The 23281-nt window shown below is 66.1% G+C and carries 21 protein-coding genes; 14 read left to right on the top strand and 7 right to left on the bottom strand.

Annotation, left to right across the window (positions count from 1 at the left end; all coding sequences use genetic code 11):
- Nucleotide 1: 1 nt before the first annotated feature.
- The 3 genes from IB273_RS07745 to IB273_RS07735 all read left to right on the top strand — a co-directional run bounded on the left by IB273_RS07745 (nt 2) and on the right by IB273_RS07735 (nt 3962).
- The gene (locus IB273_RS07745) at nt 2-1348 is read left to right on the top strand and encodes a DUF1329 domain-containing protein (protein ID WP_192223718.1); all 1347 of its coding nucleotides are present in this window, start codon (nt 2-4) and stop codon (nt 1346-1348) included.
- A 61-nt stretch (nt 1349-1409) separates the two neighbouring features.
- On the top strand, nt 1410-2792 hold the full coding sequence (locus IB273_RS07740; RefSeq protein ID WP_192223717.1) for a DUF1254 domain-containing protein: 1383 nt from the start codon (nt 1410-1412) through the stop codon (nt 2790-2792).
- 180 nt (nt 2793-2972) lie between these two features.
- The gene (locus IB273_RS07735) at nt 2973-3962 is read left to right on the top strand and encodes an AraC family transcriptional regulator (RefSeq protein WP_192223716.1); all 990 of its coding nucleotides are present in this window, start codon (nt 2973-2975) and stop codon (nt 3960-3962) included.
- Here the strand turns inward: IB273_RS07735 and IB273_RS07730 are convergent.
- The 3 genes from IB273_RS07730 to IB273_RS07720 form a co-directional block, all read right to left on the bottom strand.
- Complete coding sequence (locus IB273_RS07730; RefSeq protein WP_225610097.1) at nt 3959-4492, bottom strand: GNAT family N-acetyltransferase; 534 nt, start codon at nt 4490-4492, stop codon at nt 3959-3961. The genes IB273_RS07735 and IB273_RS07730 overlap by 4 nt on opposite strands.
- Nucleotides 4493-4585: 93 nt before the next feature.
- Nucleotides 4586-5872, bottom strand: a complete 1287-nt coding sequence (locus IB273_RS07725; RefSeq protein WP_192223715.1) for a glycosyltransferase — start codon at nt 5870-5872, stop codon at nt 4586-4588.
- An 86-nt stretch (nt 5873-5958) separates the two neighbouring features.
- Nucleotides 5959-6891, bottom strand: a complete 933-nt coding sequence (locus tag IB273_RS07720; protein WP_151187415.1) for a GntR family transcriptional regulator — start codon at nt 6889-6891, stop codon at nt 5959-5961.
- Between the two features lie 199 nt (nt 6892-7090).
- Between IB273_RS07720 and IB273_RS07715 the strand changes: the two genes are divergently transcribed.
- The 9 genes from IB273_RS07715 to IB273_RS07675 all read left to right on the top strand — a co-directional run bounded on the left by IB273_RS07715 (nt 7091) and on the right by IB273_RS07675 (nt 15899).
- Nucleotides 7091-8140, top strand: coding sequence for a spermidine/putrescine ABC transporter substrate-binding protein (locus tag IB273_RS07715; protein WP_017519222.1), 1050 nt, complete (start codon nt 7091-7093; stop codon nt 8138-8140).
- A 172-nt stretch (nt 8141-8312) separates the two neighbouring features.
- Nucleotides 8313-9185, top strand: coding sequence for an ABC transporter permease (locus IB273_RS07710; RefSeq protein ID WP_081518266.1), 873 nt, complete (start codon nt 8313-8315; stop codon nt 9183-9185).
- On the top strand, nt 9178-9993 hold the full coding sequence (locus tag IB273_RS07705) for an ABC transporter permease (protein WP_081518265.1): 816 nt from the start codon (nt 9178-9180) through the stop codon (nt 9991-9993). Before IB273_RS07710 ends, IB273_RS07705 begins: the two co-directional genes overlap by 8 nt.
- Complete coding sequence (locus IB273_RS07700; protein ID WP_192223714.1) at nt 9986-11065, top strand: ABC transporter ATP-binding protein; 1080 nt, start codon at nt 9986-9988, stop codon at nt 11063-11065. The genes IB273_RS07705 and IB273_RS07700 overlap by 8 nt, the downstream gene beginning before the upstream one ends.
- Before the next feature lie 32 nt (nt 11066-11097).
- Nucleotides 11098-12402, top strand: a complete 1305-nt coding sequence (locus IB273_RS07695; RefSeq protein ID WP_192223713.1) for a nucleotide disphospho-sugar-binding domain-containing protein — start codon at nt 11098-11100, stop codon at nt 12400-12402.
- Entirely contained in the window at nt 12395-12775 is a 381-nt protein-coding gene (locus IB273_RS07690) for a cupin domain-containing protein (RefSeq protein WP_192223712.1), read from the top strand. The genes IB273_RS07695 and IB273_RS07690 overlap by 8 nt, the downstream gene beginning before the upstream one ends.
- Nucleotides 12776-12998: 223 nt before the next feature.
- The gene (locus tag IB273_RS07685; RefSeq protein WP_192223711.1) at nt 12999-13343 is read left to right on the top strand and encodes a cupin domain-containing protein; all 345 of its coding nucleotides are present in this window, start codon (nt 12999-13001) and stop codon (nt 13341-13343) included.
- A gap of 4 nt (nt 13344-13347) precedes the next feature.
- Nucleotides 13348-14400: an aminoglycoside phosphotransferase family protein gene (locus tag IB273_RS07680; RefSeq protein ID WP_081518260.1), complete on the top strand. Its 1053-nt coding sequence runs from the start codon at nt 13348-13350 to the stop codon at nt 14398-14400.
- Nucleotides 14397-15899: an aldehyde dehydrogenase family protein gene (locus IB273_RS07675; RefSeq protein ID WP_192223710.1), complete on the top strand. Its 1503-nt coding sequence runs from the start codon at nt 14397-14399 to the stop codon at nt 15897-15899. The genes IB273_RS07680 and IB273_RS07675 overlap by 4 nt, the downstream gene beginning before the upstream one ends.
- Before the next feature lie 7 nt (nt 15900-15906).
- Here the strand turns inward: IB273_RS07675 and IB273_RS07670 are convergent, their stop codons facing one another.
- From IB273_RS07670 to IB273_RS07655, 4 genes are all read right to left on the bottom strand, one after another.
- Entirely contained in the window at nt 15907-16503 is a 597-nt protein-coding gene (locus IB273_RS07670; protein ID WP_192223709.1) for a GNAT family N-acetyltransferase, read from the bottom strand.
- 111 nt (nt 16504-16614) lie between these two features.
- Complete coding sequence (locus tag IB273_RS07665; RefSeq protein WP_151187410.1) at nt 16615-17289, bottom strand: polysaccharide lyase family 7 protein; 675 nt, start codon at nt 17287-17289, stop codon at nt 16615-16617.
- A 98-nt stretch (nt 17290-17387) separates the two neighbouring features.
- Nucleotides 17388-18068 carry a response regulator transcription factor gene (locus tag IB273_RS07660; protein WP_081518256.1) on the bottom strand — a complete coding sequence of 227 codons (681 nt, stop codon included), beginning with the start codon at nt 18066-18068 and terminating at the stop codon, nt 17388-17390.
- A 54-nt stretch (nt 18069-18122) separates the two neighbouring features.
- Entirely contained in the window at nt 18123-19445 is a 1323-nt protein-coding gene (locus IB273_RS07655; protein ID WP_151187409.1) for a CapA family protein, read from the bottom strand.
- Nucleotides 19446-19741: 296 nt separating this feature from the next.
- On the opposite strand from IB273_RS07655, the gene IB273_RS07650 reads away from it, so the two are divergent.
- Nucleotides 19742-21595, top strand: a complete 1854-nt coding sequence (locus IB273_RS07650) for a DUF1302 domain-containing protein (RefSeq protein ID WP_081518697.1) — start codon at nt 19742-19744, stop codon at nt 21593-21595.
- Between the two features lie 27 nt (nt 21596-21622).
- Nucleotides 21623-22981, top strand: a complete 1359-nt coding sequence (locus tag IB273_RS07645) for a DUF1329 domain-containing protein (RefSeq protein ID WP_192210751.1) — start codon at nt 21623-21625, stop codon at nt 22979-22981.
- Nucleotides 22982-23281 lie beyond the last annotated feature (300 nt).

Raw genomic sequence — 23281 nt, 5'->3', positions numbered from 1 at the left:
CATGCGCCCACTTATTTGCAAACTTTCCCTGGCGGTCGCTCTCGTAGCCGCTTGCGGCCTGGCGCAAGCCAAGCAGACCGACGCCGCATTGCTCGACGGCAAGCTCACTCCGGTAGGCGCCGAACGCGCCGCGAACGCCGACGGCAGCATTCCTGCCTGGACTGGCGGCATGAAGGCCGGCGCCGCCGCCATTGCCGGTAATGGCGACTACAGCGACCCGTTTGCCAGCGAGCAGCCGCTGTATGTGGTCAGCAAGGCCAATCTGGCGCAATACAAGGACCTGCTCAGCCCCGGCCAGCAGGCCATGTTCGTCCGCTACCCCGACTACCGCATGCGTGTCTTCCCCAGTCACCGCAGCGCGGTCATTCCCCAGGCGTACCTGGACGAGTCGCGCAAGAACCTCACCCAGACAGGCCTGGCAGACAACGGCAACGGCCTGACCAACTATCACTTCGGCGTTCCCTTCCCTGAACCCACCGAGGCGCTGGAAGTGCTGTGGAACCACATCACCCGTTACCGCGGTGGCTCGATCGCGCGTGACTTCTCCTCGGCCACCGTGCAGGCCAAGGGCGACTACACGCTGGTCACCTACAGGCAACTGGTGGGCTTCCGCGAGAAAATCAGCGACCTCGAACCGGAAGCGAACCTGCTGTTCTACACCCGTGTGCAGACCAACAGCCCGTCACGTTATGCCGGCGAAGTGACGCTGGTACAGGAGCCGATCAACCAGGTCAGCACCCCGCGTGCGGCCTGGCAGTACAACCCCGGGCAGCGCCGCGTGCGTCGCGCGCCGACAGTGGCCTACGACAACAGCGCGCGGTACAGCTTCGGCCAGGTGGTTTCCGACAGCGTCGATGGCTTCAACGGTGCGCCCGATCGCTACGACTGGAAGCTGATCGGCAAGCGCGAAATGCTGGTGGGCTACAACGCCTTCGGCCTCGCCAGCAAGCAGGTCGGCTATGACGAGATGCTCAAGCCGGGCTACATCAACCCGGACGTCAACCGCTACGAGAAGCACCGCGTGTGGGTCATCGAGGCCACCCTCAAGTCGGGAGCCCGGCATGTCTACGGCAAGCGTCGCTTCTACATCGACGAAGACACCTGGCAGGTCATGGCCAGCGACATCTACGACAACCGTGGCGAGCTGTGGCGCAACTACGAGTCGTTCCTGACCATGTACCACGACCTGCAGCTGCCGATGACCGCGGCCGAAGCCACCTATGACCTGATCTCCGGGATCTATGCGGTGAACTACCTGACCAACGCGATCGATCACCGCGCCGAGTTCGGCAAGGAAGTGAAGGAGGCCGAGTTCACCCCGGCCGAACTCAAGCGACTGGGCAAGTAAGCGCGGGCAGGGGCCATGAGGCACGGCCCCTGCGAACCCTACCACTGAGGATCGATCACAGATGCCATTCTCCAAGCGAACCCGAATCGGCCTGGGGCTGACCGGTGCTGTGCTGTTGGCCGCCGCTGGTGCCGGCTACAGCCTTTATCAACAAGCCCGCGCCACAGCCGAGGCCTACGCCTTCGGCTACCCACTGGTGATCATGGAGCTGACCAAGCAATACCAGCTTGGTCGCGGCCAGACTTCGGTGAACCAACTCAATCACCGTCTGCGCTTCCCCGATTACCGTTTCAACAGCGTCGTCGCGCCCAACGTCGACACGCTCTATTCGCTGTCTCACCTGGACCTGCGATCGGGGCCGGTGGTGCTGAGTGTTCCCGACACGGACGGGTACTACTACATGATGCCGATCCTGGATGCCTGGACCAACGTGGTGGCCAGCCCCGGCACCCGTACCCAGGGCAGCAAGGCCGGGCGCTTCCTGATCGCCGGCCCGCACTGGCAGGGCACTCTGCCGGAGGGCATGCAGCTCATCCGGGTGCCCACGCAGATGGCCTGGATCATCGGCCGCTTCAAGAGCCACGGCCCGAGCGACTACGCCGAGATCAACGCCCTGCAACGCCAGTTCGACCTGCGTCCGCTCGAGCAGGGACAGAAGGCTTCACAGCCGGACCCGGCCATGGCCAGGTTGCCGAAGCTGAGCGACGACCTGCCGCCGGACCAGCAGTTGCAGGGCTGGACCCAGGATGAATTCTTCTCGGCCTTCTGCCAGTTGCTGGCGGACAACCCGCCCAGCGGTCTCGACGACGAGCAGATGCGCCGCATCAAAAACGCTGGCCTGGTCAGCGCGGACTGCCAGCCCCATCAATCTGCCTGGCAGCGCCTGGGCAGCCGCATCGGCTACCGCAAGGTCACCGACCTGATGGCGCATTCCGAGGAGCTGCGCGACAAGCTGCCCACGGTCAACGGCTGGAGGGTCAGCTACGACATGGGGGCATATGCGGACCGTTATGCCCAGCGAGCGCTGGTGGCGAAAATGGGCCTGGGTGCCAACACGGCGGACGACGCGATCTATCCCAATACCCGTGCCGACAAGGATGGCCAGCTGCTCAGCGGACGGCATCGCTACGTGATCCACTTCGACAAGGCACAGCTGCCACCGGTGAAGGGTTTCTGGTCGCTCACGCTGTACAACCCCCAGCTGCTGCTCGCCGACAACCCGCTGAACCGCTACGCCGTCGGCGACCGTGACGATCTGCACTACAACGCCGACGGCTCGCTGGACCTGTACATCCAGCACGAAGCGCCCGAGCGCCCGGAGTTGCGCAGCAACTGGCTGCCTGCGCCGGACAGCGAGTTCAGCCTGTTCCTGCGCCTCTACTGGCCGAAGCCGGAGGTCCTCCAGCGTGACTGGCAACCGCCGCTGGTGCAGCGGGAGTCCTGATTCATCGTGCGACTGCTCCTTTGTGCCCCGGCCCCCACCGGGGCTTTTTTTGCTGGGGAGGTTGAATGCGCTGCGCGCCGCGGCCATGCTCGTTTCAGAGCCACCGTCCGCCAGCCGATCATGAAGCGCACTTCCCCTGTCTCACTGCCGCCCAGCACACAGGCCACTGTCGTGCGCTGCATGGCGACTACCCTGGGCCAGCACTACGGGATCGATCCCATCCCGGTGCTCAGGCGCGCAGGGATCGATCCGGGCATCATGCAGGAGGTCGACGCACGCCTGCCCATCACCTCGCTCAGCCCTCTGTGGTTGCTCTGCGCAGAAGTCACTGGCGACGCGAACTTCGGCATCCGCGCGGCACGTTACCACCAGTCCGCCAACCTCTACGGGATGGACCTGGCGCTATACGCCTGCACCACGCTCGGCGAGGCTGTGCAGCGCCATGTGCAGCTGGTCAACCTGGCCAGCACCGTAGGCCAGCCGCTGTTGAGACAGGACGAGCGGAGTGACTGGCGGATGGAGTTCCACCTCAATGGTGGTTACACGCCCACCGACATTGCCCGCGACTTCTACTGGCATTTCCACGTACGCATGTTCGAACGCCTGACGGGAAAGCCGGCTGCCGCATTCATGCGCGGCATCGAGCTGGCCCGGACGAGCCCGGCGGACCGGCAGGAGTGGGACGCGCTGAATGTACGGGTCAGCTTCGATCAGCCGCTGAGCGCCTTTGTGTTCCACAATGCTTCCTGGGATTTGCCTCTGCCGGGGGCCAACCCGCGCCTGCTTGCCCAGGTGGAACGCCCCATTCTGCAGTACCTGGCCCAGCACGGCATGCCGCTGCCGCTCAGCGCCCTGCGCGCGCGCCTGGCGGAATTGCTCACCGGGCCGAGTTCACTGGAGGAGCTGGCGGGGCATCTGGATATTGCCCGTGGGCAGCTCGAGACGGCCTTGCAGCAGCACGGCCTGAGCTTTGCCCAGCTGCTCGACCAGACGCGGGAGGCGCAGGCGCTGCAACTGCTACGCGATCCGCAGTGGTCGATGGAGCAGATCGCCGAGCGCATCGGCTTCAGCAGCGCCAGCAGCCTGATCCGCGCCTTCCGCCGCTGGCAGGACTGCACGCCGCTGGCCTGGCGCAAGCGCTGGCTGTCGCAGGAGTCGGGGCGGGTCTAGGCGCTGCCCCAGCGCTGGCGCGGCAACTCATAGCAGAGCCAGGATGCGGGCGTGCCGGAGAGGTCCAGGTCCGCCTGATAGGCCAGCCTCGCGCCCAGCTTGGCCGTGCCTTTCTGCGAGCGGATATTGCTCGGCGCGATGTGGAACCACACGCGCTCGAAATGCTGGAAGGCATGGCCGAGCATCAGCGTCTTCAGCTCGCGGTTGGTCGCGCCGCCCCAGTAGCGGTGGTTGATGAAGGTGAAGCCGATGCCGATGTCGGCCGGCTGGTCCGGTACCGGGTAGTAGCGCGAGCAGCCGATGGCCGCGCCGCTTTGTCGGTCGAGGATCAGCAGGCAGCCGCCGGCCTGTACCAGAAACTGGAAGTAGGGCTCGAAAACTTCGCGGCGAAAGCGCTCGGTGGCCGGGTGGCCGGCCCAGGTTTCCGGCGCACTGGCAGCGGCGAACAACGAGTCGAAATCATCGGCGCGCAGCGGGCGCAATTGCAGGGTGTGGCCGAGCAGGGTCGGCTGGTCATCGAAGGCGGTCATGCCGTGCTCCAGGGTGGCTGGAGCCCAGCTTAAGGGGGGAATGGTCCGTCGCCGAGTGCCAATCGCCAGTACTTCGACAGAGCCAATCCGTTGTCAGTCGGCGCAGATGCGGAGGATCGCCCGCGCCGCCGTTTCGGTGCCGCGCGAGGCCTGCATCTGCTCGCGCACGGTGCTCAGGCGTTGCGCCATGGCCTTGTCCGCGAGCAGTTCGGCAAGGGCGGCGGGCAGCGCCGCCAGCGGATCCTCGAAGCGCGGCAGGTAGCGCGCCACGCCGACTTCCTCGGCGCGCCGGGCGTTGTCGTGGCCGTCCCAGCAGTAGGGGATGATCACCGACGGCAGGCCGAAATACAGCGCTTCGCAGAAGCTGTTGTTGCCGCCGTGATGGATGAACAGCTGGCACTCGCGCAGCACCGCCGGCTGCGGATACCAGCTGTCGAGGTAGACGTTGTCCGGTACCGTGTCGTAGTGCTCGCGGTAGGCGCCGACGTTGATCAGGAAGCGGTACGGCAGCTGCGCCACGGCGTCGATCAGCCGGCGCATCATCGCCACGTCGGCGGCGCCCAGGCTGCCGAAGCTCACGTAGATCAGCGGCGCGTCGTCATGCCGGGGAAACTGCGGCGGGATGTACGGCGCCTCGCTGCGCACGCAGCCGTCGAGGTACAGGTAGCGCTCGGCCGGCAGCGGCTTCTCGCGCTCGTAGCGCACCGGCGTTGGCGACAGCAGCAGGTTGAGCCAGGGCGAGTCCTCGAGGAACTGGCCGGCGGGCAGGGCGGGGTGGCCGCACTCGGTGAGGAAGCGGGCGAAGCGCTCGTGTGCCGGCCTGGTCGCGTGCAGGTAGTGCTCGCGGTAAGTCGAGCAGGCCTGAGCATCGCTGCTGCTGGCGCCGGACAGGTAGGGCGGCACGGCAGCATCGGGCAGCTCGGTTTCCGCGCAGGAGACCATGCGTATCCAGGGGCAACCGGCGGCGGCGATGGCCGGGAAGCTGACCACGTTGTCCAGCACGATGGCGTCGGGCTTGAGCCGGGCGAGCAACTGCTGCAGCGGCTTTTCCGACTCGATGGCGGTGTCGATGATGGCTTCCCAGGCCGGCGCCACGTAGCTGTCGATCTGCGCCAGGGGCGGCTGGTCGAAGTACGGCACGTTGCGCTCGATGAAGCGCTCCCAGTAGTGCTGGTGGTCGGCGGCGGAGAGCGGCGAGTCCAGCTGCAGCGGGTACTCGGCGAAGCCGTACTCGGCGAAGATGCCCTGGAAGTGCGCATGGCAGATGAACACCGGGCGGGCGCCGAGCTCGCGCAGGGCCTGGGCGATGCCGATGCAGTTCAGCGCGGCGCCGAAGCTGGCCTCGGGGAAGAAGGCGATGGTTCTTGTTCTTTGCGTCATGGGCACATCCGGGTGTTGCTCACGGGCACTGCGTGAAACTGATACTGCATTTTTTCGTTAAAAAAAACACCGCGAGAGAAAAATAATCAGCGACGACCCAGGGCGAACGACTGCGGAATCCCGCGGTTGGCGGTCTGCGGGCGTTGTGCGAAGGACAGCCGCAGGTGCAGGCGCATCAGGTCGGCGGCGACTTCCAGCTGGCCGCGTTCGATCTGCTCGATGATCCGCAGGTGCTCGCGCAGGGCTTCCTGCAGGCGGTGCACGCTGACCATCGGCAGCAGGTTGGGCAGGCGGCGCAGGCGCTGGTGCTGCAGCAGGGCGTCGCCGACGAAGCGGTTGCCGCAGCCCTGGGCGATCAGTTCGTGGAAGCCGATGTCCAGCTCGCGGAACTGCGCCACGTCGAAGCGCTCGATGGGCGCACTGAGTAAGTCTTCCATGGCGCCGCGCAGCAGGGCGAGGCGCGCCAGATCAGGGTCGAAGCCGGGCGCCAGCAGCGCTTCCGGCTCCAGGATCAGGCGGTAGCGCAGGCTGTCTTCCAGCGCCGCAAGGTTGTTCAGCAGCGGGCGGAACGACCAGCTCTGCCCGGCGCCGCGCTCCAGCACCTGGTCTTCGCTGAGCTGCGCGAGGACCTTCTGCGCGGCAGCGCGGCCGATGTCGTAGCGGCGCATCAGCTCGCTGGCGCTGAGGCTGTTGCCCAGCCGCCCGGCCATGCGGTCGCGCAGTACCGAGGCGGCCAGCGCCTGTTCCTCGGCCTGGGGCAGGGCGGGGCCGAGTACCTGGGCGGAAGGGTCGGCGGCGAGGCGATAGCCCTTGCCCGGCTCGTGGGCCACCAGTTGCTGTTCCAGCAGCAGGTCCAGCCCCGCGCGGATCAGCGTGCGCGATACGCCGAAGGTGCGCGCCAGTTGCTGCTCGGACAGGCCGTCGCCATCTCCCAGCCCGGTGTCCTGGGCGTGCTCGATGATCCGCCGGGCCAGTTCCAGGTGGTTGGTGCGCGGTCTTTTCTCGGTGTCCTTGCTCAAGCGGCTTCTCTCCAGCAGGCCCCGGCAGGCGTGTCGCCGCGGGGCGACCCCTTATGCCACAGCGTGGGTGGTCCAACAAGAATGCAAGAAATGGTTGACTTCGCCAGTGGTTCTGTTTTTATTTTGAAAAAAAGACATGTAGTACGCTTTTCGTTCCGCTGCCGTCGACACAACAACAACCAATCGTCAGGTGCGCAAGATGAAGCTGAAGACCATGCTCTACGCAGGGGCAACCCTCGCGCTCACGCTGTCCGCCACCACGGCCAGTGCCAAGGATCTGGTGATCTCCATCTGGGACGGCTACATGGCCCCGGACAACCTGGAGAAGTTCCAGAAGGCCACCGGGCTCGAAGCCGACAAATCCCTCCACGCCACCAACGAAGAGATCATGGGCAAGCTCATGGCCTCCGGCGGCGAAGGCTATGACGTGGTGTTCGTTTCCTCGCCCTTTGCCGAGATCCTGCACAAGCAGGGCCTGCTCGCCGAGATCGATCCGGCCAAGGTGCCGAACCTGAAGAATCTCTACCCCGAAGCGCAGAAGCTCGAGTACGACGTCGGCAACCACTTCTCCGTGCCTTACACCTGGGGCACCACCGGCATCTGCTACCGCTCGGACAAGGTCAGCCCGGCGCCTTCGAGCTGGAGCGACCTGCTCAAGCCCTCCGACGCCCTCAAGGGCAAGACCACCATGCTTGCCACCGACCGCTGGCTGCTGGGCGCGGGCTTCCTCGCCAACGGTTGGTCGGTGAACGACGGCAACCCGGACCAGATCAACGCGGTGCGCGACCAGCTGATCGCCACCAAGAAACGCCTGTTGTCCTTCGACGACACCACCTTCTACTCCAAGCTGGCCTCGGGCGAGGCGCTGATGGCCCACGCCTGGGACGGCTGGTGCAACTACGGTACCCAGGCCAACGAGTCGATCAAGTTCGTCGTGCCCAAGGAAGGTTCCGACCTCTGGGTGGACACCATGGTCGTGCTGAAAAGCTCGAAGAACCCCGACGCCGCCTACCGCTTCATCAACTACATGCTGGAGCCGGCGAACCACGCCTGGGTCGCCGAGAACATCCTTTACAAGGTGCCCAACCAGGCGGCGATGGCGACCTTGAAGCCCGACCTGCTGGCCAAGTACCCGAACCTCACCACCACGCCGGCCGAACTGGTCAAGCAGCAGCAGTTGCGTGACGTCGGCGGCTCCACGCAGAAGGCCTACACCCGCGCCGTGACCGAGATCATGGCTGCACAGTAGGGCCGGCTGCGCGTCGGCGATGCTGCGTTGAGAACAAGCGCGGGCTTGCTTATTTACATCCGCGCCCACGCTTGTTCTCGCCTTGCCTCGCTCTAGCTCGCTCGCCCCACAAGTTCACTGTATTCAATAACCCTGAAGCACCCCGCCTGGCGTGGGGTTGGGGGAACTACGCATGACCGCTTTGTCCGCCGACCGGAAACTCTCGGCCTGGCTGCTCGCGCCCGGCCTTGGCTGGCTGGCCCTGTTCCTGCTGCTGCCGTGCCTGCTGGTGCTGGTCTACAGCTTCCTCGAGCGTGGTGCCTATGGCGGCATCGACTACGTGTTCACCTGGGAAAACTACCGCCGCGCGGTGGACCCGCTGTACCTCGACATCCTCCTGCGCTCGGCGAAGATCGCCGGCCTCGCCACGCTGTTCGCGGTGCTCATCGGCTACCCGGCGGCCTACGCGATCACCCGCAGCACTCCGCGCCGGCAGGCGGTGTTCCTGTTCCTGGTGATGTTGCCGTTCTGGAGCAACTACCTGATCCGCACCTACGCCTGGATCGTGCTGCTCAACCGCGAAGGCCTGCTGAATCGCCTGTTCAATCTGCTGGGCTACAGCGGCGAGCCGATCAGCCTGCTGTACACCGACGCCACCGTGGTGCTCGGGCTGGTCTACAACTACATCCCCTTCGTCATCCTCGCCATCTACAGCTCGCTGTCGCGCATCGACAACGAACTCTGGGAAGCCTCGCGGGACCTCGGTGCCTCCGGCTGGACCACCTTCCGCCGCGTAATCCTGCCGCTGTCGGTGCCGGGCGTGGCCGCCGGCGCGGTGTTTGTCTTCGTGCTCTCCATCGGCAACTTCATCACCGCCGACCTTTTGGGCGGCAAGCAGGTGCAGATGGTCGGCAACCTGATCTACGCGCAGTTCCTCACTGCACGCGACTGGCCGTTCGGCGCGGCGCTGAGCTTCTTCCTGATCGGCATCATGATGCTGTTGCTGTTCATCCAGGCCATGGTCTCGCGCCGGGCCCAGGGTGCGGAGGGCGAACGCCATGCGTAACTCCAGCAACGTCTCCGGCATCGCCCTCGGCGCGCACCTGTGGCTGGTGTACGCCTTCCTCTATGTACCGATCCTGGTGCTGATCCTGCTGTCGTTCAACGCCAGCGGCCTGCCCACCGCCTGGGGCGGCGCGTCGCTGAAGTGGTACGCCAAGCTGCTGGCCAACGCCTCGATCCAGCACGCGGCGCTGAACACCCTGATCGTCGCGCTGACCTCCACCTTCATCGCCTGCGTGCTGGGTACGCTACTCGCCCTCGGCGTGGAGATGCGCGCCCGCAACAACCCCGGCAAGAAGGGCGCGAACCTCGCCGACACGCTGCTGATGGCGCCGATGATCATCCCCGATATCGTCCTGGCCATCGCGCTGCTGAGCTTCTTCAACCTGCTGAAGATGAGCCTGGGGCTGCACTCGATCATCCTCAGCCACGTGGTGTTCAACATCGCCTTCGTCTGCGCGGTGGTGCGCACGCGGCTCAAGCACTTCGACTACTCGATCCTCGAAGCCTCCATCGACCTCGGTGCCGGCTGGTTCACCACCGCGCGCCGCGTGCTGCTGCCGGCGATCTTCCCCGGCGTGATGGCCGGCGGCCTGCTGGCATTCACCCTGTCGGTGGACGAATTCATCATCGCCTTCTTCAACTCCGGTTCCGGCAGCGCGTCCACCACGCTGCCGATGCAGATCTACTCGATGATCCGCTTCGGCGTGACCCCGGAAATCAACGCCCTCGCCACCCTGGTGATGCTGGTCAGCTTCACCGCGCTGTTCGCCTCCCAACGTCTGAACAAGGTGCCCAAAGCCCATGACTAAGTCATCCGACCTGCTCGTGCTGGAGCAGGTGAGCAAATCCTACGGCGAGGGCCTGACGGCGGTGGACCAGGTGTCGCTGAGCATCCGCGAGAACGAGTTCTTCGCGCTGCTCGGTCCCTCCGGCTGTGGCAAGACCACCCTGATGCGCATGATCGCCGGCTTCGAGACGCCCAGCTCCGGCGCGATCTATCTCAACGGCCAGGACATCTCGCCGCTGCCGCCGAACAAGCGCCCGCTGAACCTGATGTTCCAGTCCTATGCGCTGTTTCCCAACATGACCGTGCGCGGCAACATCGCCTACGGTCTGGAGATGGAAAAGCTGCCGGCCGCTGAAATCCGCCAGCGCGTCGATGCGGTGCTGGAAACCGCGCAGCTCGGCCCGCTGGCCAACCGCCGGCCGAACCAGCTCTCCGGCGGTCAGCGCCAGCGCGTCGCCCTGGCCCGTGCGCTGGTCAAGCGCCCGCGCGTGCTACTGCTGGACGAACCCCTCGGCGCGCTGGACAAGAAGCTGCGCGAGAAGATGCAGCTGGAGCTCAAGCGCCTGCAGCACGAGAGCGGCATCACTTTCATCATGGTCACCCACGACCAGGAAGAAGCCCTGGTCATGTCCGACCGCATGGCCGTGCTGCGTGACGGCAAGGTCTGCCAGTGCGGCAGCCCCAGTGAACTCTACGAGAATCCGGGCAGCCGCTTCGTTGCCGACTTCATCGGCGTCAGCAACCTGATCGAAGGCCGCCGCGTGGGCACCAATCGCCTGCAGGCCGGCGACCAGGTGCTGAACATCGAGACCACCGCCGAGTCCAGCCCGGAGAGCGTGACCCTGGCGCTGCGCCCGGAGCGTTTACGGGTTCTCACCGACGCCACGCCGGCCACCGACAACCAGATTCACGGCGAGGTGGCCGAAGTGGCCTACCACGGCCTGGACACCAACCTGCACGTGAACACGGCGCTCTCCAGCAAGCCGCTGATCGTCCGCGTGCCGTCCTCGGACTACGACTTCTTGCGCCTTGCCGCCGGCATGCCGGTGCGCCTGGGCTGGGATGCGCGGCACGGCCGCGTGCTGACTCACTGATCGCCTTAGAACAAGACTGACTGGAGAGCACCATGAGTAGTGAACGCAAGGTCATCGCATTCTTCCCCGAGGCCGCCTACGGCCCGGCCCTCAATTCCGTAGGCATCGCCCAGGCCTGCGAGGCGATGGGGCACAAGGCGGTGTTCCTCACCGATCCGGGGATGACCGGGGTGTACTCGGCCTACGGCTTCGAGGAGCACTACGTGAACATGTCCGAGCCGATGCCGGCCGAGGAAATGGCGCGCTACTGGACCGACTTCATCAACGGTCACATCCCCAACTTCCGCAAGGCGCCGATCGACCAGCTCGACAACTACGTGAAGGAGTGCTGGGAGGCCATCGTCTCCACCTCCAAGTGGGCGCAGAAGGAGCTGCCGGCGATCCTCGACCGGATCAAGCCGGACCTGATCTGCGTGGACAACGTGATCCTCTTTCCGGCCATCAAGCACTACGGCAAGCCCTGGGTGCGGATCATCTCCTGCTCGGAAAACGAAGTGCACGACCCGGACATCCCGCCGTACCTGTCGGGCATGAGCGTCGACGACAAGGACGGCCACGCGCGCTTCCAGAAGCGCTTCGAGGAAGTGATCGCGCCGATCCACGCCGACTTCAACGACTTCCTCGCGCAGTGCGGCGAGCGGCCGTATCCGCTGGGTACCTTCTTCGAAGAGTCGCCCTACATGAACCTGCTGCTCTACCCGGACCCGGTGAAGTTCGAACGTCGCCACCCGCTGCCGGCGCGGCAGTTCCATTACCTGCAGGGTTGTGTGCGCACCGACAAGCCCTATGAAATCCCGCAGTTCAAGGCACACAACGACAAGCCGCTGCTGTATGTCAGCTTCGGCAGCCTGGGCTCGGGCGACGTCGAGCTGCTCAAGCGCCTGGTCACCACCATCGGTAAGCTGCCGTACCGCGCGCTGTTCAACGTCGGCGAGCACGTGGAGAAGTACACCGACCTGCCGGACAACGTGATCGTCTCCAACTGGTACCCACAGCCCTCGGTGATCGCCCAGGTCGATGGGGTGATCCACCACGGCGGCAACAACAGCTTCACCGAGTGCCTGTTCTTCGGTAAGCCGGCCATCGTCATGCCCTACGTCTGGGACGGCCACGACAACGCCATGCGCGCCCAGGAAAGCGGCCACGGCCTGCGCATGGACCGCTACGACTGGAGCGAGGAAGACCTGGCGCGCAACATAGCCCAGCTGCTGAGTGACCAGCTGATGCAGGGGCGCCTGGCGCGCACCAGCGACTACATGCGCTCGCGCAAGGGCCCGGAAGACGCTGCGCGCATCCTCGACCAGTTGGTGCAGGGCAAGGCGGTGAACCATGCCTGAGTTCAAGGCCGCTTCCTTCAATGGAGAGAGCACCGCGCCGCACATCCGCGGCGCCCGGGACTACGACGACCTGGTGGACTGGGGCGTGCAGGCCGACGCGCTGGAGGGTGTCTCGCACTCCAGCGGCCGGCTGCTGTTCAAGGGCCCGAACAACAGCCCGGAAACCGGCCTGTGGGTCTGCACCCCCGGCCGCTGGCGGCTGTCGATCCCGCGCGACGAGCTCTGCCACTTCGTCGCCGGCCGCGCCACCTACCGCTCCGACGAGGGCGAGGTGATCGAGGTCGAGCCCGACACCCTGGTGCTGTTCCCGGCCGGCTGGACCGGGGAATGCACCGTGCACAGCACGCTGCGCAACCTCTACATGCTCGCTTGAACCCGTAGGGCGCATAACTCGGAACGGGTTATCCGCCATTGACCTCGCGCCGAGACACCGGCGGATAACCGTGAACGGTTATGCGCCCTACGCCCGGCCCGATTTCGATCGTAGGGCGCATAACGCCACAAGCGTTATCCGCCGTCGATTTCCACCGATCCCACCGGCGAATGACCACGAGCGGTTATGCGCCCCATACGATTCGACCCATCAGGAGTGAACGATGAAGACCCCCGTTATGTACCGCCCGCTGCAGGTCACCGAACTCAAGGACTGGGGCGTGATCCCGACCATGCTCGAGGGCGAGTCCCATGTCAGCGGCGTGGTCCTGCACAAGGGGCCCGAAGGCCAGTCCGAATGCGGCATCTGGCATTGCACGCCGGGCAAGTGGTTCTGCCACGTGACCAGCGACGAGTTCTGCCACTTCCTCGAGGGCCGTTGCACCTACGTGCACGAGTCCGGCGAGGTGATCGAGATCGAGCCGGACACCGCGGCCTTCTTCCCCAAGGACTGGAAGGGCGTGTGCACCGTGCACGAGACCATCAAGAAGGTCTACATGATCCGGTGATGCCATGAACCTGCCCTGCGAAACCACCCGTGCCGCTGCCCGCGAGACCTTCCTCGCCGGCAGCGGCCTGTCCGGCGCGGCCATCACCGCGCTGCCGGCGGACGCCTCGATGCGGCGCTATTTCCGCCTCGACGGCAAAGGACTGCTGCTGATGGATTCGCCTCCCGGCGCCGAGCCGCTGGCCCCTTATCTGCGGGTGGCGCAGCTGCTGCGCGACTGCGGGCTGTCGGCGCCCAGCGTGCTGGCCGCCGACCGCGAGCTGGGTCTGGCGCTGGTGGAGGACTTCGGACAGGCCACCTATACCCGGTTGCTTGCCGACGGCCATGACGAGGTGGCGCTGTACCGCCTTGCCGTGGATGCCCTGGTGCGCCTGCACCGCGCGGGCCCCCAGGCCGCCGAAGGCGTGGCGGCCTACGACGGGCAGAAACTGGGCGATGAAGCGGCGCTGTTCATTGACTGGTATGCGCCACTGCTGGTGGGCGAGCAGGCTGCCGCGAAGCTGCGCGAGCGCTATCTGGCGGAGTTCGCCGCGCTCTGGCGCGATGTCTCGCTGCGCCGTGAAGTGCTGGTGCTGCGCGACTACCACGTCGACAACCTGATGCTGCTGGAGGGCAGGGCGGGCGTGGCGGCGTGCGGGCTGCTGGACTTCCAGGACGCGCTGTTCGGCGCGCCGGCCTATGACCTCATGTCCCTGCTCGAAGACGCGCGCCGCGATATTCCCGAAACCCTGCGCGTGACCCTGCTCACCCATTACCTCAGCCAGCGCCCGGAAGTGGACGGCCGGCGCTTCATGGCCGACTTCCAGGTGCTCGCCGCACAGCGCCACGCCAAGGTGCTGGGCATCTTCGTGCGCCTGGCCAAACGCGACGGCAAGCACGGCTACCTCAAGCATCTGCCGCGCGTGCTGCGGCTGTTCCAGCGCGCGCTCGACAGCGAACAGTTGCGCCCGCTGGCAGCGCTGCTCGACACCCATCTGCCGAACTGGCGCCAGGGGCTTGAGAGCGACGTGATCGCCCAGCGCCTGGCCTCATCCGAATCCCTGCGGAGCATTCCATGACCGACTTTCACGTTGATCTGCCCCTGCGTTTCATCGGCCCGCAATATCAGGGCGTAGCGACGCAGCGCCTGCGCGACATCATCAACCCCGCCGACCTCACCCCGGTCGGACGCATCGCCCTGTGCGACGCGGAAGACGTGGACGCCACCATCGACGCGGCCAACGCCGCCCAGCGCGAGTGGAAGCGCGTGGACGCAAAGTCCCGCGCGGCTATCCTTCACCAGCTGGCCAACGCTATCGAAACCGACCAGGCCACCCAGCGCGAAGTGGCGCGGCTGATGACCCTGGAAATGGGCAAGCCATTCCCCGAAGCCATGGGCGAGCTGGCGAACTGCGCGCCGATCTTCCGCTACTACGCCGAGATGGCCCGCGACGAGGCCGGCAAGGTCGCCGGCACCACGCAGCTCGGCTCGTTCCAGCATGTGCGCTACGAACCCTACGGCGTCAGCGTGCACATCATGCCGTTCAACTTCCCCATCCTGCTGATGTGCTGGACCCTGGCCGCCTCGCTGGCGGCGGGCAACGCCTGCATCGTCAAGCCGGCGGAAAGCACCACGTTGTGCACGCTGAAGTTCATGCAGCACTTCAAGGTGTTGCCGGCGGGGATGGTCAGCTGCCTGCCGGGCGATGCCAGCACCGCGCAGCGCCTGGTGCAGTCCGAGCGTACCCACGCCGTGGCCTTTACCGGCAGCGTCGCCGCCGGCAAGGCGGTGGCGGTGGCCTGCGCCGAGCGGATGAAACCGGCGGTGATCGAGGCCGGCGGCAGCGACCCGATGATCATCTCCCGCCACGCGCCGCTGGAAGTCGCGGCGGCCGGCGCGGTGACCGCAGCCTTCCACCTGAGCGGGCAGATCTGCACCTCGGCGGAGCGCTTCTATGTGGTCGATGAAGTCCATGACGAGTTCGTCGCGCGCTTCGCCGAGCGCACCCGCGCGTTGCGCATCGGCCACGGCCTGGAGCGTTCCGAGATCGGTCCGATGGTCAGCGAGGCGGCCCGCGCCAAGGTCATCCGCCTGGTGGACGACGCCATAGCCAAGGGAGCCACGCTGGTCTGCGGCGGGCGCATTCCCGAACAGTTCCCGGTGGGCTGGTATTACGAGCCGACCATCCTCACCGACGTCACCCCGGCCATGGCGATCTTCCATGAGGAGTGCTTCGGCCCGGTGGCGGCGATCTGCAAGGTGAAGGACTTCGACGAGGCGGTCCGGCTGGCCAACGACTCGCCCTTCGGTCTGGGCGCCTCGCTGTTCTCCACCGACCTGGCCGAAGCCATGGAAGCGGCGGATCGCCTGGAGGCGGGGATGGTCTGGGTGAACAACCCGCTGATCGACAACGATGCGTTGCCGTTCGGCGGCTGGAAGATGTCCGGCATGGGTCGCGAGCTGGGCCGCCAGGGGCTGGATGCGTTCCGCCGCTCGAAGATGGTGATCATCGACCACCAGCCGCAGATCCACTCCTGGTGGTACCCGTACAGCGACGAGGTGTTCTACCAGGGCTGAGCGGCCATCAGATCGGGGCGCGGCCGAGCCTTTCCAGCAGCCGTGCCTTCACCTCCGGCCACTCGCTGTCGATGATGCTGAAGCGCACCGAGTTGCGCTTGCGGCCGTCGGGCATGATGCGCTCGTGGCGGACGATGCCTTCCTGCACCGCGCCCAGGCGCAGGATGGCGGCGCGAGACTTCTCGTTCAGCTCGTCGGTGGTGAACTGCACGCGCACGCAGTCGAGTTCCTCGAAGGCGTAGGTGAGCAGCAGGAGCTTGGCCTCGCTGTTGATCGGCGTGCGCTGCGCCGACAGCGCGAGCCAGGTGTGGCCGATTTCCAGCTTGCGGTTGGCGCGGTCGACCTTCCAGAAACGGGTGCTGCCGACGACCCTGCCGGTGCGCCGGTCGAGGATGGCGAAGGGCAGGACGCTGCCTTCCTCCAGGCCCTTTTCGGCCTTGGCGATATAGCCCGCGACGGTATCCGGGCCGGGCACCACCGTGACCTTGAGGTTCCACAGTTCGCCATCGGCGGCGGCCTCCAGCAATGCCGGCGCATGTTCTGCACGCAGCGGCAGGAGTTCGACGTGCTGGCCTGTCAGGTGGGGGCAGGTGAGGGCGGGCATACGGATGGGCTCTGGGTGCGACGATTCCACAGCCTACCGGATGCCAGCGCTTTTCTGTAGGAGCGGGCCATGCGCGCGAACAGCGCCTGTAAGGCGCCGCTTTCCGCACGCTCACGCATGCCTGATCTGCAGGTCCTTGATCACGCACACCGACGCATCGCTCGCCAGGGTCGTGTCGGTGAAATCGATCTGGTTGTAGACCCCGCCGTGGAAATCGAAAACCCGTGCTGCCCAGCTGACATCCAGCGGCATCGAAGGCAGCGCCGAATTACGCCCGTTGCAGCTGGCCTGCACCGTCAGCATCAGGCTGGACGTGGCGAGGATCAGGATGTCGAACTCCGCACCCAGCGGCACGTTGTCCAGCACGGTGCTGTTCACCGGCGTGGTCTGGTTGAAGTTCTGGCGGAAGCCCATGGTCAGCTTGCCCTTCTGCCAGAACACTTTGAGCAGCGGGCTGTCGTCGTCCTTCACGTGCATCTGCGCCACCACTACCTTCTGTGCCGAGTTCACCTGGGTGACCTTCATCAATTGGTGGTTCACATGCTCGGTGGCGCCGCTCAGGGCCCAGTAGATCGGTTCCTTCCATTCGCAGCGGGTGCGGTGGACGCTCTTGCTCGCCACGCCCTTGGTCGGCGCGGTGAGTTGCAGGCTGCCGTCGGGCAGGCGGGTGACCAGGTTCGGATACTGCGCCAGCGCCTGCGGGCCGGGAATCTCGATGGAGACGGTGTCGGTCGGGGTCTTGCCCACGGGCAGGGCGATATTGAGGTTGTCGATGCTGACGGTCATGCCGGGCACTCCTGCGGCGGTGAGGGTGCCTGGTTTGACTGGGCGGAGTTCCCCGCGCGACGATTTTTCGGCCGGGCGGTCATGCGGACTAAGCGCTGTCAGCCGACGAAGCGATAGCCCTTGCCGCGCACCGTGACGATCAGCGGACTTGGCGGGTCCTGGTCCAGCTTGGCGCGCAGATGGGCGACGCGTACGTCCACCGAGCGGTCCAGGCCGTCCCAGGTGATGCCGCGCAGCGCCAGGAGCAGGTCGTCGCGGCTGAGGGTCTGGCCGGCGTGGGCGACGAGTTGCCAGAGCAGGTCGAACTCGGCGCCGGTCAGGTCGATGCGCGAGCCGTTGCGCCGCACTTCGCGCTGGCGGGCATCGAGCACCAGTCCGGAGCGCTCCAGGCGGTCAGTCGGCTCGGGTACGTTTCGTGGTCGTCGCAACAGGGTCCGCACGCGGGCCAGCAGCAGGCTCGGGCGCACCGGTTTGCAGACGTAGTCGTCGGCGCCGTTCTCCAGGCCGTCGATCTGCTCGGTGTCTTCGGAGCGCGCGCTGAGCATGAGGATCGCGCCCTGGTAGCGCGGACGGAGGCGACGGCAGATGGACAGGCCATCCTCGCCGGGCAGCATGCGGTCGAGGATCACCAGGTCCGGGCGCTCGTCCAGCACCCGGTCGGCGGCGCGTGCGCCATCGGACTCGATGCCGGCGGTCAGGCCATGGTGTTCGAGGAAGTCGCGGGTGAGGGCGGCAAGGCGCAGGTCGTCCTCGACGATGAGAATGCGGGCTGTGGTCATGGGGATGGGAAGAAGAGGGCGCCGGGCAGCTTGTGGCCGCCCGGCGCTGCGGCATCAGAGTGTGACGCGCGCAATCGAGCCGTCCACCGACAGCCGAGTACCGTAAGGTTCCGACAACGCGGCGAAGCGCTGCAGGATCGCTTGTGCGTGTTCGCCTTCGGCCAGGCGCGGGCGGCCGCGGCGGTGTACCGCCTCGCCCAGGCCCAGGCTCACCGGGTGCAGCTCGATGCCGGTGAGGCGGCGGCCGTCGAACTGGCAGACCGGCACCAGGCTCTCCCAGAAGCGCGCATCGGAGGGGAAGCTGCGGGTGTCGTTCTGGGTGCGCTGCAGGAACACCTTCGAAGGCGTCTGGTTGCGGTCCACGCGGAATTGCTCGTAGCTGTCCGCCGGCAGGCGCTCCACCAGCTCGTTCTGGCCGATGAAGTTGCCCAGGCTGTAGAAGATCGGCTTGCCGTTGTAGATCTCCATGCCGCGCAGCAGGTGCGGGCCGTGGCCGACCACGATATCGACGCCGGCGTCGATCATGCGCCGGGCTACCGGCTGGATGAATTCGGCAGCCACTTCCAGGTCCCACTCACCCTTGGCGTCGTGGCCCAGTTCGTGGGCGTGGATGCTCAGCACCACCACGTCGGACAGCGTCCGTGCTTCCTCGACCCAGCGCAGGATGTCGTCCATGTCCTTCTTGCGCGGCAGGGTACGCAGGCGCGCGCTCTCGCCCTGGCGGAACAGCAGCGGGGTGAAGGGGCCGAACACCGCCAGCGATGGATCGGGGATCGGGTGGGCGAAGCCCAGGTCCACCGCGCCCTGATACAGGCGGTCGAGGCCGAGGCTGGCGATGATGCCCCGCATGGCTTCCATCTGTGCGCCGTCGAGCTGGTGCACGGTGTCGTAGCGCAGTGGGTTGAGACCGGGGCGGCCGGGCATGTCGCGGGTTTGCTCGCTGGCTTCCTGGCCTTTGCCGAAGGTGGAGGTGCAGGCCAGCAGCGAGACGGTGCCGGCAGGCTTGGTGCAATACACCGGGCGGCGGGCTTCCTCGAGGTTGCGGCCGGTGCCGGCGAACAGCAGCTCGCGCTTGTCCAGCTGTGCGTGGGCGGCCTGCAGACCGGCGATGCCGTAGTCCAGGCTGTGGTTGTTGGCGGTGGAGAACAGGTCGAAGCCGCCCTCCACCAGCTCGTCGAGCACCCACGACGGCGCACCGAAGTGCGAGCCGCCGCTTTCCAGCACGGCGTCGCCCTGGAAGTCGTTGGGCAGCACTTCCAGGTTGGTGAAGCTGACGTCGGCGCCGCGCAGCAGGTCGAACAGCGGGAGCAGGGTTTGGTCTTCGCGGCTGTTCAGGCGGCGCTGCAGGATGCTGTCGCCGGTCAACGCAATCTTCATGGTCCACCTCAGGGTCGGGGAGTCGCTGATGGCGGCGGACTTTAGGGCAATGCGCGGCCCGGGTCGGCTGAATCCTGGGTATCGCGATAGCCGTCGGTTATCACCCGCAGAGCCGCACCCGCAAAGCCTCGCGCGCTGCGAGACGGCGGCGTTTTCATTCTGGCTATGGGCATCACTTTTTTTCAGAAGTCAGCGTTGTGACAGCGCTCTAACCTGCGCTCGCCTCCCGGCCCAAGAGCCGCGGAGCAGGGGTGGCACGGCTTGCCGTGACCAGCACGATCCAGGCGGAGAGCAGCATGAAAAAAACAATAACCGGCGCCGCAGGCTTCAAGCCGCACGCGCTGGCGCTGGCTACCAGCATGGCCCTTGGCGGGGCATCTTCGGCTCAGGCAGTGAGCTTCAACGTGGGGGAAATCGAGGGTCGCTTCGACTCGACCCTGTCCATTGGCGCAAGCTGGGCGATGGACAGCCCGGACAAGAAATTCATCGGCACCCGCAACGGCGGCACGGCGTCCAGCCAGACCTCCGATGACGGCCGGCTGAACTTCAAGCGCGGCGAGACCTTCTCCAAGATCTTCAAGGGCCTGCACGACCTGGAGCTGAAGTACGGCGACAGTGGCCTGTTCCTGCGTGGCAAGTACTGGTACGACTTCGAACTGAAGGACGAACACCGTCCGCTCTATGACATCGACGACAGCGGCCGCGATACCGCCGCCCAGTCTTCCGGCGCCGAGCTGCTCGACGCCTTCCTCTACCACAACTACGAACTGCAGGACCGGCCGGGTACCGTGCGCGTGGGCCGCCAGGTGGTGAGCTGGGGCGAGAGCACCTTCATCCAGAACGGCATCAACTCGATCAACCCGGCGGACGTCGCCGCGCTGCGTCGACCCGGTTCCGAGGTGAAGGAAGCGCTGATCCCGGTGAGCATGCTGTATTTCAACCAGGGGCTCACCGACACCCTGTCCATGGAGGCCTTCTACCAGCTGGAGTGGGAGAAGACCGTGCCGGACAACTGCGGCACCTTCTTCGGCAGCGACGTGGCCGCCAAGGGCTGCGACATCAACATGGCGGTGAACGGCAGCGACTTCGACCGTGACATCGATGGCACCGGCATCCGTGGCGGCTACGGCTATGTGCCGCGTGGCAAGGACCACGACGCCCGCGACGGCGGCCAGTTCGGCGTGGCGCTGCGCTGGATGTATAACGATACCGAGTTCTCCGCCTACGCGATGAACTACCACAGCCGCACGCCGACCAGTAACTGGGTGGTGGGCAAGGGCGCGCTGGCCGACCCGGTCGGCGGGCTGATCGGGCAGGGCGGCGTGAGCACCGCGCGCTGGTACCTGGACTACCCCGAGGACATCCGCCTTTACGGCCTGGGCTTCAACACCACCTGGGGCAGCACCGCGGTGCAGGGCGAGATCAGCTACCGGCCGAACATGCCGCTGGGCATCAACTCCAGCGACGTCTCCGGCGCCGCCACTCTCGGCTCGGCGGCGACCAGCCCGCTGGTCAACGGTGGCCTGCCGATCTTCTCCAGCGGCTGGGCAGACTCGGCCTACGGGTCGCTGATCCAGGGTTACGAGCGCAAGCCGTTCACCCAGGCGCAGATGACCTTCACCAACACCTTCGACCAGATCGAACTGATCGGCGCCGAGCGCCTGACCCTGGTGGGCGAGATCGGCTTCAGCCACATCGCCGACCTGGGCTCCACCGACGGCTCCGACCTGCGCTTCGGCCGCAGCAGCGTATATGGCAACGGTGAGCTGGCCAGTGCCGGCACCTCGGCGCTGCTGGGGCTGTCGGGCAACGCGATCTGCCAGAAGGTGGTGAACACCGCCAACCCCGGCCAGTGCGATGACAAGGGCTTCTACACCCAGAACTCCTGGGGTTACCGCGTGCGCGCGGGCCTGGAATACAACGACCTGCTCGGTGGCGTTTCGCTGCGCCCGAACCTGGCGTTCTCCCACGACGTGCAGGGCTACGGCCCGACCTTCAACGAGGGCGACAAGTCGGTCAGCGTCGGCGTCGATGCCGAGTACCTGAGCCGCTACACCGCCAGCATCAGTTACACCGACTACTTCGGCGGTGATTACAACGTCAACACCGACCGCGATTTCCTCGCCGTCAGCATGGGCGTCAGCTTCTGACGCCCGCCAGCCCCCAGAGGTAAAAGCATGAACAACAAGCAATGGTTGCAGGCCGGCTGCCTGACGCTGGGCCTGCTCGCCGGGCAGGTCATGGCCGCAGTCGGTGCCGACCAGGCCGCGCGCCTGGGCAATGAACTCACCCCGATTGGCGCCGAGAAGGCGGGCAACGCCGACGGCAGCATCCCGGCCTGGACCGGTGGCCTGGCGCTGAACGCCGGCACGGTCGACGCTGGCGGCTTCCTCGCCGACCCCTATGCCGCGGACAAGCCGCTGTTCACCATCACTGCGCAGAACGCCAGCCAGTACCAGGACAAGCTCACGCCGGGGCAGCTGGCGATGTTCCAGCGCTTCCCCGAGACCTACCGCATTCCGGTCTACCCCAGCCACCGTAGTGCGAGCTACCCGCAGGCGGTGATCGACGCGGCGAAGAAGAATGCCACGGCGACCTCCCTGGCCGAAGGCGGCAACGGCCTGACCAACTTCAGCATGACCATCCCGTTCCCGATCCCGCAGAACGGCCTGGAAGTCATCTGGAATCACGTCACCCGTTACCGGGGCAACGCGATGCTGCGCACCACCGCGCAGATGAACCCGCAAACCAACGGCGCCTACACCATCAGCTACATGAAGGAGCAGTTCGCCTTCCCGTTCGGGCTCAAGGACTACGACCCGGCGAAGATGGACAACATCCTCTACTACTTCCGCCAGGAAATCCTCTCGCCGCCGCGCCGCGCGGGCAGCGTGATGCTGGTGCTGGAGACCATCGACCAGGTCAAGGAACCGCGCATGGCGTGGATGTACAACGCCGGCCAGCGCCGCGTGCGCCGCGCCCCGCAGGTGGGCTACGACAGCCCCGGCGCGGAAGGCATGCGGACCTACGACGACTTCGACATGTTCAACGGCGCACCGGATCGCTACGACTGGAAGCTGGTGGGCAAGAAGGAGCTGTACATCCCCTACAACAGCTTCGCGCTCGACTCGCCTGCGCTGAAGTACGACGACATCGTCAAGCCCGGCCACCTGAACCCGGACCACACCCGCTACGAACTGCACCGCGTGTGGCACGTGGTGGCGACCCTGAAGCCGGGCCAGCGGCACATCTACAGCAAGCGTGACCTGTACATCGACGAGGACAGCTGGCAGATCGCCGAGGCTGACGCCTACGACGGCCGTGGCAGCCTCTGGCGGGTGTCCGAGGGCCATGCGCGGCCGTTCTACGACCAGCAGTTCACCTGGCTGACGGCGGAGACCCACTATGACGTGCTGTCCGGCCGCTACACGGTGTCCGGCCTGCGCAACGAAGAAAAGAGCAGCTATGACTTTGCGGTGAAGGCCAGCAGCAACGACTTCACCCCCAACGCCTTGCGCGCCACCGGCATCCGCTGACGGCGGGCTTGACTGGCGCTCACCGGCGCTCCGATGTGTTTATCAGCGGCCTTCGGGCCGCTTTTTTTGTGGCTCGCGCACTCACCTGTAGGAGCGGGCCATGTCCGCGAATCCACCCACCCGCACAGTGGCAACAGGAAAACCTCGTCGTAGGATGGGTCGGGCGGCGTTCCGCGAGCGCAGCGATACCCATGCTGGCGATGCACGAAACTCCCAGAGATTCCCACCGCCTGAATCAGCCGGCAAAAACACCCCCGCGACCCACCAGTCCACCCGCGTTTACCAACCGTTACTCACGCC

Source organism: Pseudomonas sp. PDM19 (genome assembly GCF_014852215.1).
Classification (GTDB): Bacteria; Pseudomonadota; Gammaproteobacteria; order Pseudomonadales; family Pseudomonadaceae; genus Pseudomonas.
This window is presented reverse-complemented; position numbering and strand designations above follow the sequence as displayed.